This window comes from Arenibaculum pallidiluteum, from assembly GCF_017355985.1.
Lineage (GTDB): Bacteria > Pseudomonadota > Alphaproteobacteria > Azospirillales > Azospirillaceae > Arenibaculum > Arenibaculum pallidiluteum.
The window spans coordinates 69,869-79,548 of the sequence record NZ_JAFIQU010000024.1 but is presented as its reverse complement, the minus strand read 5'-3'; the positions used below and the strand labels follow the sequence as shown (position 1 = coordinate 79,548).

Sequence of the window (9,680 nt, the reverse complement as noted above, 5' to 3'; positions counted from 1 at the left end):
CCCCCCCCCCCGGCCCCCCCCCGGCCCCCCCCTCCCCCGCGCCCCCGGTGGCGCGCGGCGCCGGAACGCCGGCGGCCCGGCCGGCCCATGCGGGCCGGGTGGCAGCGGTGCTCTGCGTCGTGATCCCGCTGAGCGCCCTGGGCCTCTATGTCCACCAGGGCCGGCCTGACCTGCCGGCCCAGCCCTTCGCCGAGCGCCGGATCGAGCGCCCCGGCCCCCCCTCCGAGGTGATGACGGCGCTTGCGAACCTCATGCGCCACCTGGAGACGAATCCCGGCGATCTCCAGGGATGGCTGCTGCTCGGCCAGGTCTACGACCGCATGGGCCGCTTCGAGGACAGCGCCGAGGCGTACCGCAAGGCCGTGGGCGTCAGCAGCGGCAATGCCGAGGTGGCGTCCAGCTTCGGCGAGGCGCTGTTCAAGGCCGCCGAGGGCCGCGTGAGCGGCGAGGCCGAGAAGGTCTTCGAGGCGGCGCTGGCCGCCAATCCCGACGATCCGCGGGCGCGCTACTATCTGGCCCTGGCCCGGGCCCAGGTCGGCGACTGGCGTGGCGCGCTCGACCGCTGGGCCGAGCTGGTCCGGCGCAGCCCGGCCGACGCGCCCTGGCTGCCGGTGGTGCGCCAGCGTATCGGCGAGGCCGCGGCGCAGCTCAACCTCGATCCCGCCACGGTGACGCCCGAGCCCCGTGCCGTCGCCGCGGCGCCGGAAGCGGCTTCCCCGCCGGCCACCGGCTCGGGCGCCGGTCCGACCCGCGAGCAGATGGACCAGGCCGCCGCCCTGACGCCGGAGCAGCGTCAGGGCATGGTCCGCGGCATGGTCGAGGGGCTTGCCGCGCGCCTGCGCGAGAATCCCGGCGATGCCCAGGGCTGGCTGCGGCTCGCCCGGTCCTATCGTGTCCTCGGCGAGGCCGAGCAGGCCCGCGCCGCGCTGGATTCCGCGCGCCAGGCGGCGCCCGAGGATCCCGAGGTGCTGTCGGCCTATGCCGAGGCGCTGATCGATGCCGCGCCAGAGGACCCCAGCCAGGGCGGGCCGCTTCCGGCCGAGGCCGCGGCCGCCCTGGCCAGCGTTCTCCAGAAGCGGCCCGACGACCCGCAGGCTCTCTACTACCTCGGGCAGGAGGCGGCACGCACGGCCGATGCCGCGCGGGCGCGCGAGCTCTGGCAGCGCCTGCTGCGCCAGCTCGACCCCGCCTCCCCGGCCCATGCCGAGCTGAACGGCAGGATCGCGGCGCTGAAGGGCGGCTGAGTGCCGGCGCGGTTGCCCGCGTCGCTCCGCCGGTGCCGTTCCTCCGCGCCTGCCGGCCCGGAAAGGGGCATTGACCTTCCAGCCGCTGGAAGCCCCATCCTGCGTCCCACGACGAATGAGGAGGATCCGCAGATGCTGCGTCTCAAGGTAACTGGAATGACCTGCGGGCACTGCGCCCAGGCCGTGACGCGCGCGGTCGAGGCGCTGCCCCAGGTCGAGCGCGCGCTGGTCGACATCAAGACCGGCGAGGTGTCGATCGATGGCGATCCCGACGAGGCCGCGGTCCGCGGCGCCATCGAGGAGGAGGGCTACCAGGTGGTCGGCCCCGCGGCCTCGGCCTGAAGGGGGAGCGCACCATGAAATCACGCATCCTCCGCTGCGTCGCTGCCGCGGCGCTGGCCGGCGCCACCCTTGCCGCGATTCCCGTGGCCGGGCAGCAGGATCACGGGTCCGGACATGGCTCCGGGCACGGCTCCGCCCACGGTTCAGCCCATGAGGCGGCGGCCCCTGCCGACCCCCGCGCCCGCGAGGTCGCGGACCGGTACCGCCGGGCCAACGAGCGCATGCATGCCGAGATGGACATCCCCTTCACCGGGGATCCCGACCGCGATTTCGCCGCGGCGATGATCCCGCACCACCGCGGCGCCATCGCGATGGCCGAGATCCAGCTCCGCTACGGCCGGGATCCCGAGCTCCGGAAGATCGCCGAGGCCGTCGTCGCGACCCAGGCGCAGGAGGTCGCGCAATTCCAGGACTGGCTGCGCCGCAACCCACCGAAACCCTGAAGCCCGGACCCTGAGGCCCGGACCTGAGGCTAGGCCCGGGCCTCAGGGTCCGGGCCGCCGGGCTTTGGCTCAGCGCGGTTAGGCGCCCTGCGCTCCGCCGGCGGAGCGTCGCGGGACCGCGACGTATTCACCGGTGAACCGCGCACAGACGGCGCCATCGGCCTCGATTTCCGCCGATACCGCGAAGCGCGCCATGCGCCCGCGGCGAAGCTGGCGGATGGCGCCGTCCCAGGCTTCCGTCCCCGATGGCATCGCGGTCGCGGCGAAGCGCGAGCGGGCCGGCGCGCCATAGGCGACCTGGTTGGCCCGGATCACCAGCTCGGCGTCGACCCCGGCAAGGCGCAGGCGGAGATGGACCAGCGCCCATCCCGACAGGATGCCGAGCGCCGAGATGCTGCCGCCGAAGACCGTCGACTTGTGGTTGATGTTCGGCTCGAGCGGGGCGGCGAGGGTGACGCTTGCGGGCGTGATGGCGCCGACCTCGACACCCATCTCGCGCGAGAGGGGGATCTCGTGGTGCAGGTAGGCCTGAAGCTGCTCCCGGTCCACGTCTTCATCCCCCGTCCGTCCCGTCCCGCCTTGTACCAGCGGCGGGACGGACGCGCCATCCGCCGCCCCTGCGGGGTCAGCCGCGGCGGCGCAGGCGCGCCAGCCCCGCGAGCCCCAAGCCCAGCAGCGCCAGGGTCGCGGGCTCCGGCACGTCGACGGGGCCAGGCACCTCCACGGCGCCCTTCCAGACCAGGAAGTCGTTGCCGTCGCCCCAGAGGCTCGGCCCGGCGATGACGGCGAGGTAGCGGGCCGACCGGTCGATGGACGACCCGACCAGGGACATGACATCGGCCTCTGCCGAGGCGCCGAAGGCCCCGAGGGAGAAGGTGTGGCCGCCCCCCGTCAGCAGGCCCAGGAGGCTGTCGCCCCAGAGCACGGTGCCCGTCCCGCGTCCGTCCAGGGACGACAGGACGAGGCTCGTCCATTGGCCGCCCAGCGTGTTCTCGAGAAGGATTCCCTCGAAGCTGCCGCGATCGTCGATCTCGCCGGCATCGCCGCTCCCCGCGAGGCAGGCTGCCGGCCCCTCCGAGCACACGCCCAGCCCGTGGTCGCCCGCGCGGTCGCTCAGCCACAGCTTCGCGCGGCCCGCATAGGCGAGGCCCAGCGTGTAGCCCGAGGCCCTGATCCCGTTCACCGTCGCCTCGCTGCCGAGCAGGGTGCCGTCGGAGCCAAGGGACGTGAAGTCGAAGGTCACGGGCGCGGCTCCGGCGGCGCGGGAGGCCAGAAGGGTCGCGACGACGGCTGCGGCGAGGGGCCGGGCGAGGGTGCGGGCGAGGGTGGGGATGCGGGCGAACGGCATTCGTGCCTTCCTCCTATGGGTTTGGTGGAGGTCATGCAGGAATTACGCCAAATGCAATATTGTTGGCGTGTCAAGGGCATGGCGGCGGGTGCCGGGCCGGACTGTAAAGCGCGCCGACGGTTCCGCGGCCGGGGGCTGTAAGGATCCTTTACGCCCGCGCCCGATCTCCGTCTGCTGTCCCCTGCGGCCCGCGCCTGGCGGATGCAACCCCCGGCGCCCTCGCGCGTTAGCTCCGGCGTATCATGTCGTTGGATGCCTCGGAACTCCTTGTGGCCAGGCTGGCGGCAGCCCTTCCCGCCATCGGCGCCGGGCTCGTCGTCATCCTGGCCTCCCTTGTCGCCGCGCTCGTCCTGCGCCGCGTGTTCCGCGGCCTTGCCCAGCGGGCCCATCCCGATCACGGCGACCTCTGGGACCTCGCCGGCACGGTCGCCCTCTGGGCCGTCGTCGCCTTCGGCGTGGTGACCGGCCTCGGTACCATGGGCCTGAACGTCGGCGCCCTGATCGCGGGGCTGGGCCTGACCGGCTTCGCCCTTGGCTTCGCGCTGAAGGACGCCGTGTCGAACCTGCTCGCCGGCGTCCTGGTGCTGGCCTATCGTCCGTTCCGCCGGGGCGATCACATCGTCGTCGCGGGCTTCGACGGCACCGTGATGCGCATCGACCTGCGCTACACGGTCCTGCAGACCGAGGACACGCGGATCCTGATCCCCAACCAGCAGCTCTTCACCAACGCAATCACGCTGCGGCTGCCGCAGCCACCGCGGCGAGAAACCCCTTGAGACCGCTTCGCGGCGCAAGCTAGCTTCCGATCACAGACGACCAATCGGTTTCCCGCCCCATGCAGACGGCTTCCGCCGGCCTTCCGGACGACGCTTCCGCCGATCCCGCGTCCCCCGATCCGTCCGCTGCCGTGGTGGTCGAGGACCTGCACAAGCATTTCGGCGAGCTCGAGGTGCTGAAGGGCGTCTCCCTGGTGGCGCACCAGGGCGACGTGATCTCCATGATCGGGTCCTCGGGCTCCGGCAAGTCGACCTTCCTGCGCTGCATCAATCTGCTGGAGACGCCGGACAGCGGCCGGGTCTGGATCACCGGCGAGCTGATCCGCATGCGCCGCGACCGGCTGGGCCGGACCGTGCCGGCGGACGCCCGTCAGGTGGACCGGATCCGCACCCGGCTCGGAATGGTGTTCCAGAGCTTCAACCTGTGGAGCCACATGACCGTGCTCCAGAACATCATCGAGGCGCCGGTCCACGTGCTCGGCGTGTCCCGGGACGAGGCCGTCGCCCGGGCGCGCGACCTCCTCGACAAGGTCGGGCTGCACGGGAAGGAGGACACCTATCCCGCCCACCTCTCGGGCGGGCAGCAGCAGCGCGTCGCCATCGCGCGGGCGCTGGCCATGCAGCCGCGGGTGATGCTGTTCGACGAGCCGACCTCGGCGCTCGATCCCGAGCTGGTGGGCGAGGTGCTGCGGGTGATGCGCCAGCTCGCCGAGGAGGGGACGACCATGATCGTGGTGACCCACGAGATGGCCTTCGCCCGCGAGGTCTCGAACCAGGTGATCTTCCTGCACCAGGGCCGGATCGAGGAGCAGGGCCCGCCCGACCAGGTCTTCGGCGACCCGCGTTCAGAGCGCACGCGCCAGTTCCTGACGCGCAATCCCTGATGCGCAATTCCTGGCTGGCCGGTCAGGCTTGACGCCCCCTACGAAATCGGAAAGCGTTGTCGAATCTTCGCGGCCGTACACGGACGGCCGGAAAAGTACGCCTAGCCAACGAATCAAATCGAACCAACAAAGCAGGATCAGGAGGCTGTGAAGTGAAGAAGTCGTTGACGGTGCTGGCCGCCGCCGCGGCCCTGGCGATGACCGCCAGCGTCGCGCAGGCGCAGGGAAGCAAGATCCGCGTCGCCACCGAGGGCGCCTATCCTCCGTGGAACGCCACCAACGCCGCCGGCAAGCTCGAGGGCTTCGAGATCGATCTCGCCAACGAGCTCTGCAAGCGCCTCTCCGCCCAGTGCGAGATCGTCGCCCAGGACTGGGACGGCATCATCCCCTCGCTGCAGGCCAAGAAGTACGACGTGATCATGGCCGGCATGTCGGTCACCGACGAGCGCAAGAAGGTCATCGACTTCGCCGGGCCCTACGCCTCGGAGCCGACCTCCTTCGCGGCGCTGAAGAACAGCCCGCTGCTCAAGGGCAGCTTCGCCGAGCGCGTCACGCTGGACCAGGTCGACGGCGACGAGCAGAAGTCCATCGATGCGCTGAAGGCCGCCCTGAAGGGCAAGACGGTCGGTGTCCAGGTCTCGACGATCCAGGCCAACATGCTGGAGAAGCACTTCCCCGACGTCAGCATGAAGACCTACGACAAGATCGACAGCGCGGGGCTGGATCTCGTCGCCGGGCGCATCGACGCCGTGCTGGCCGACCGGTCGGCCGCGGCGGCCCTGGCCCAGGCCGAGGGCGGCAAGGACATCACGCTGTTCGGCCCTGGCTTCACCGGCGGCGTGCTCGGCGTGGGAGTCGGCGCGGGGGTGCGCAAGGACGACGCGCAGCTCAAGGCCAACCTCGACAAGGCGATCCAGGCCGCGACCGCCGACGGGACGATCGGCAAGCTGAGCACCCAGTGGTTCGGCTTCGACATTTCCATCAAGAAGTGACCTCCCGCTAGGGCGGACCGCGATCCGGTGTGGACGCCGGATCGCGTGAAACCGCTCCGACTCCAATGAACCGGGGGCGATCCGAGGCTCAAGGCGAGCCTCGGGCCGCTCCAGAGGAGGGAGGGCTGCGCCGTCCCCGGGCGGCGCTGCCCCTTTCGCATCCGAACCATGTTCGAACTGCTGGCCTACGGCGACACGGGGTGGGGCGACGAGCTCCTGGCCGGCACCGCGATGACCGTCGCGGTGTCGCTGGGCGCGTTCCTGCTGGGCCAGGTCTTCGGCCTGCTGGGCGCCACGGCCAAGCTGTCCGGGCGCCGGATCCCGGCCGCCATCGCCGACGTCTACACGACGCTGGTGCGCGGCATCCCCGAGCTGCTGGTGATCTACCTGCTGTTCTTCGGTTCCGGGAACCTGCTGCGCTGGTTCGCGGGGCTGATGGGGCTGGACGGCTATTTCGAGCCCAACGCCTTCACCGTGGGCGTGATCGCCGTGGGCCTGATCTCCGGCTCCTATTCGACCGAGGTGATCCGCGGCGCCATCCAGGCGGTACCCCACGGCCAGCTCGAGGCGGCCCGCGCGCTCGGCATGCGGCCGCGCCAGGTGACCTTCCGGATCCTGCTGCCGCAGATGCTGCGCTTTGCCCTGCCCGGGCTCGGCAATGTCTGGCAGCTCACGCTGAAGGACACCTCGCTGATCTCCGTCACGGCGCTGGCCGAGATCATGCGCACGGCCCATCTGGCGGCGGGCTCCACCCGCAACCCCTTCCTGTTCTATTCGACCGCGGCGGTGCTCTACCTGCTGCTGACCTCCCTTTCGACCTACGCGTTCGCGCGCGCCGAGCGGCACGCGGGCCGCGGCGTCCGGCGCGCATGAGGACGGCATGGACCTGACCCTGATGTGGGAGAGCCTGCCGCGCCTTCTGGGCGGCGCCCCGCTGACGCTGCAGCTCGTCGGCCTCTCGCTGCTGCTGGGCCTGTGCATCGCGGTCGGACTGGCGGTCATGCGCCTGTCGCGCAACCCGCTGCTGTCCGGGCCGGCCGCGGCCTACGTCTTCGTGTTCCGCGGCACGCCGCTGCTGGTGCAGATCTTCCTGATCTACTACGGGCTCGGCCAGTTCCCCGCCCTGCGCGAGAGCTTCGCCTGGCCCTTCCTGCGCGAGGCCTACTGGTGCGCCGTCCTGGCGCTGGCGCTGAACACGGCGGCCTATACCAGCGAGATCATCCGCGGCGGCGTCCAGTCGGTGCCCTTCGGGCAGATCGAGGCGGCGCGGGCGCTGGGCATGGGGCGCATGCAGATCTATCGGCGCATCGTCGCGCCCATCGCCCTGCGCCAGGCGCTGCCGGCCTATGGCAACGAGATCATCCTGATGGTGAAGGCCAGCTCGCTGGCCAGCACCATCACCCTGCTGGAGATCACGGGCATCGCCCGGCGCCTGATATCGCAAACTTTCGCAGTATTCGAGATATTCATCATCGCGGGTGCCATCTACCTGCTGATGAATTTCGTGGTTTCCCGCGTAATCAGCCTGGTCGAATGGCGTCTGACGCCGCATCTCCGCCGCGCAACCTGACCAAAGGGGTAGTTACTCTGCCCTGGTTTATTCCGAAATTCGTTGCAATAAGGTGGTTCTAGTCGGTTCCCTGTACTCACGGTTCATGACGCAGCCCGTTCCTCCCGTCGAGCCATTCGCGCTTCCGTCGCACGGCGCGCGTCCCGCGACCCTGCGCCGCAGGGTTGCCGGGATGCGGGCGCGGCGGTGCGCCGCGCTGCTGGACGGGCTGCCCGAAGCCGTGCTGGAGATCGACCCCCACGGCTCCGTCGCCGGATGCAACCGCGCGGCCGAGCAGCTTCTCGGCATCCCTGCCGGCCGGGCCGCGGGGCGGACCCTGGAGGACCTGCTGGGCTGCGGCCTGCCGGACGAGGAGACGGCATCGACGCGCGGCTGGGCGCCGCGGGACGATGGAGGCCGGATCCCGGTGGAGCTCGCGGCCGGGCCGCCGGTCGCGGGGCACAGGCTCGTGGTCCTGCGCGACTTGCGCGCGCGGCTGGAGGCCGAGGAGCGGCTGCGCGAGGCGCATGAGCTGGCCGAGCTGGCGCGGCGGGGCCGGACCGAGTTCATCGCGAACATGAGCCACGAGCTGCGCACGCCGCTGAACGCGATCCTCGGCTTCGCGGAGATCATCCGCGACCAGCTCGTGGGTCCGATCGGCAACCCTCTCTATTCCGAGTACGCCCGGGACGTGCACGACAGCGGCAGCCACCTGCTGCAGGTCATCAACGACATTCTGGACCTCGCCAAGGTCGAGGCCGGCCAGATGACCCTGCGCGAGGATCTGGTGATGCCCGCCGCGGCCGTGGGCACCTGCCTGCGCCTGCTGCGCCAGCGCGCCGACCAGGCCGGGGTGGCGCTGGTCGACCTGACCGCCGGGGCGGCGCCGGTCGGCCTGCTGGCCGACGAGCGCAAGCTCAAGCAGATGCTGTTCAACGTGATCGGCAACGCGCTGAAGTTCACCCCCGAGGGCGGCCGCGTGAGCGTCGCCATCGAGGTGACGCCCGAGGCCGAACTCGCCATCATCGTGCGCGACACCGGCATCGGCATCGCGGCCGAGGATCTCGAGCGCGTGATGGTGCCGTTCGGCCAGGCAGCCGCCGGACTGGACCGGCCCTACGAGGGCACCGGGCTCGGCCTGCCGCTCACGCGCGGACTCGTGGAGCTGCATGGCGGCCGCCTGCGGCTCGACAGCACCCCCGGCGAGGGGACGACCGTGCGGCTGGTCTTTCCCGCCGCGCGCCTGCGCCCGGCCCCGACAGCCGCCAGCGCTGCCGCCTCCCGCGCCGCGGGCTGACCCCGCGTCCCTTCGACCGGCCGCGCGGGCCCAGCCGATCCTATTCCGGCGGCGAGATCTCGCCCCTGCGCTGCAGCCACAGCGCGACGGCCCAGCAGGTCATGGCCCAGGCCGCGCCCAGGCACCAGCCGGCCAGCACGTCGGTCGGCCAGTGGACGCCGAGATAGACCCGACTCGACCCCACCAGAAGGCTCAGCGTCAACGCCGCCCCCAGGAAATAGGCCTTCAGCGCGCGCCCGGCGGCGATGCGGGTCAGCAGCGCCCCCAGAGTCAGGTAGGTGACGGCCGAGAGCATGGCGTGCCCGCTGGGGAAGCTCGCGGTCTGGAACGCCGTCAGATGGGAGACGAGGTCCGGGCGCGGCCGCTCGAAGACCAGCTTCGTCAGCGAGCTCAGCGCCATGCCGCCGCCGATCGAGGCCAGCACCAGCAGCGCCGCCCGGGCCCGGCGCGCGACCAGCAGGTAGCCGATGACGCCCAGCGTCACGAGGCCCAGCACCGTGAAGCTGCCCAGGCTGGTGATGTCCTGGGCCATGCGTTCGGCCCAGGGCGGGCCCAGCGGGTCGTTGGGATCGGCCGCGCTGCGCAGCCCCAGCAGCAGCATGCGGTCGAAGCCATGGGTGTCGCCCTCGACGACCTCGGCCGCGATCATGCCGAAGCTGAGGACCCCCAGAAGCGCCGCGAACAGCACCCCGAGCGGGCCGAGGTCACGCCCGAACGCATCTCGCCAGACCTGCAGCCTCGCCCCCAGCATTCCTGCCCCCCGTTCCGGCGGGGCAGATGGCCCGGCCGCGCCGCGTGAACAAGA

Annotated in this window: 12 protein-coding genes; 9 read left to right on the top strand and 3 right to left on the bottom strand. The window is 71.5% G+C overall.

The genetic code is table 11. The annotated features are described in order from the left end of the window. The 3 genes from JUB13_RS28955 to copM all read left to right on the top strand — a co-directional run. Positions 1 to 1,244 (top strand): tetratricopeptide repeat protein (locus JUB13_RS28955; protein WP_207485610.1); only part of this gene is annotated, 1,244 nt, incomplete at its 5' end. A 132-nt stretch (positions 1,245 to 1,376) separates the two neighbouring features. After that, a complete protein-coding gene (locus tag JUB13_RS28950; protein ID WP_207485608.1) occupies positions 1,377 to 1,586 on the top strand; it encodes a heavy-metal-associated domain-containing protein in 210 nt (69 codons plus the stop codon). 14 nt (positions 1,587 to 1,600) lie between these two features. Then, the gene (copM, locus tag JUB13_RS28945; protein ID WP_207485606.1) at positions 1,601 to 2,029 is read left to right on the top strand and encodes a CopM family metallochaperone; all 429 of its coding nucleotides are present in this window, start codon (positions 1,601 to 1,603) and stop codon (positions 2,027 to 2,029) included. A 78-nt stretch (positions 2,030 to 2,107) separates the two neighbouring features. Here the strand turns inward: copM and JUB13_RS28940 are convergent, their stop codons facing one another. Both JUB13_RS28940 and JUB13_RS31925 read right to left on the bottom strand, forming a co-directional pair. Continuing rightward, positions 2,108 to 2,578, bottom strand: coding sequence for a YiiD C-terminal domain-containing protein (locus tag JUB13_RS28940; protein ID WP_207485604.1), 471 nt, complete (start codon positions 2,576 to 2,578; stop codon positions 2,108 to 2,110). A gap of 76 nt (positions 2,579 to 2,654) precedes the next feature. After that, positions 2,655 to 3,377: a PEP-CTERM sorting domain-containing protein gene (locus tag JUB13_RS31925; protein ID WP_268914433.1), complete on the bottom strand. Its 723-nt coding sequence runs from the start codon at positions 3,375 to 3,377 to the stop codon at positions 2,655 to 2,657. 269 nt (positions 3,378 to 3,646) lie between these two features. Between JUB13_RS31925 and JUB13_RS28930 the strand changes: the two genes are divergently transcribed. The 6 genes from JUB13_RS28930 to JUB13_RS28905 all read left to right on the top strand — a co-directional run bounded on the left by JUB13_RS28930 (position 3,647) and on the right by JUB13_RS28905 (position 8,875). Next, on the top strand, positions 3,647 to 4,153 hold the full coding sequence (locus JUB13_RS28930; protein ID WP_207485602.1) for a mechanosensitive ion channel family protein: 507 nt from the start codon (positions 3,647 to 3,649) through the stop codon (positions 4,151 to 4,153). Between the two features lie 59 nt (positions 4,154 to 4,212). Beyond that, positions 4,213 to 5,037 carry an ABC transporter ATP-binding protein gene (locus tag JUB13_RS28925; RefSeq protein ID WP_207485600.1) on the top strand — a complete coding sequence of 275 codons (825 nt, stop codon included), beginning with the start codon at positions 4,213 to 4,215 and terminating at the stop codon, positions 5,035 to 5,037. Positions 5,038 to 5,189: 152 nt separating this feature from the next. Then, positions 5,190 to 6,029 carry a lysine/arginine/ornithine ABC transporter substrate-binding protein gene (locus JUB13_RS28920; RefSeq protein WP_207485598.1) on the top strand — a complete coding sequence of 280 codons (840 nt, stop codon included), beginning with the start codon at positions 5,190 to 5,192 and terminating at the stop codon, positions 6,027 to 6,029. A gap of 168 nt (positions 6,030 to 6,197) precedes the next feature. Beyond that, the gene (locus JUB13_RS28915) at positions 6,198 to 6,902 is read left to right on the top strand and encodes an ABC transporter permease (RefSeq protein WP_207485596.1); all 705 of its coding nucleotides are present in this window, start codon (positions 6,198 to 6,200) and stop codon (positions 6,900 to 6,902) included. 7 nt (positions 6,903 to 6,909) lie between these two features. Beyond that, entirely contained in the window at positions 6,910 to 7,599 is a 690-nt protein-coding gene (locus tag JUB13_RS28910; protein ID WP_207485594.1) for an ABC transporter permease, read from the top strand. An 85-nt stretch (positions 7,600 to 7,684) separates the two neighbouring features. Next, positions 7,685 to 8,875, top strand: coding sequence for a PAS domain-containing sensor histidine kinase (locus JUB13_RS28905; protein WP_207485592.1), 1,191 nt, complete (start codon positions 7,685 to 7,687; stop codon positions 8,873 to 8,875). Positions 8,876 to 8,915: 40 nt separating this feature from the next. On the opposite strand, the gene JUB13_RS28900 is transcribed toward JUB13_RS28905, so the two are convergent. Further along, positions 8,916 to 9,626 carry a phosphatase PAP2 family protein gene (locus JUB13_RS28900; protein ID WP_207485590.1) on the bottom strand — a complete coding sequence of 237 codons (711 nt, stop codon included), beginning with the start codon at positions 9,624 to 9,626 and terminating at the stop codon, positions 8,916 to 8,918. Between the last annotated feature and the right edge of the window lie 54 nt (positions 9,627 to 9,680).

Bases quoted from the DNA above. Each gene is read 5' to 3' on its own strand.
- JUB13_RS28950 (WP_207485608.1), top strand. From the start codon at position 1,377: ATGCTGCGTCTCAAGGTAACTGGAATGACCTGCGGGCACTGCGCCCAG.
- copM (WP_207485606.1), top strand. From the start codon at position 1,601: ATGAAATCACGCATCCTCCGCTGCGTCGCTGCCGCGGCGCTGGCCGGC.
- JUB13_RS31925 (WP_268914433.1), bottom strand. From the start codon at position 3,377: ATGCCGTTCGCCCGCATCCCCACCCTCGCCCGCACCCTCGCCCGGCCC.
- JUB13_RS28925 (WP_207485600.1), top strand. From the start codon at position 4,213: ATGCAGACGGCTTCCGCCGGCCTTCCGGACGACGCTTCCGCCGATCCC.
- JUB13_RS28915 (WP_207485596.1), top strand. From the start codon at position 6,198: ATGTTCGAACTGCTGGCCTACGGCGACACGGGGTGGGGCGACGAGCTC.
- JUB13_RS28910 (WP_207485594.1), top strand. From the start codon at position 6,910: ATGGACCTGACCCTGATGTGGGAGAGCCTGCCGCGCCTTCTGGGCGGC.
- JUB13_RS28905 (WP_207485592.1), top strand. From the start codon at position 7,685: ATGACGCAGCCCGTTCCTCCCGTCGAGCCATTCGCGCTTCCGTCGCAC.
- JUB13_RS28900 (WP_207485590.1), bottom strand. From the start codon at position 9,626: ATGCTGGGGGCGAGGCTGCAGGTCTGGCGAGATGCGTTCGGGCGTGAC.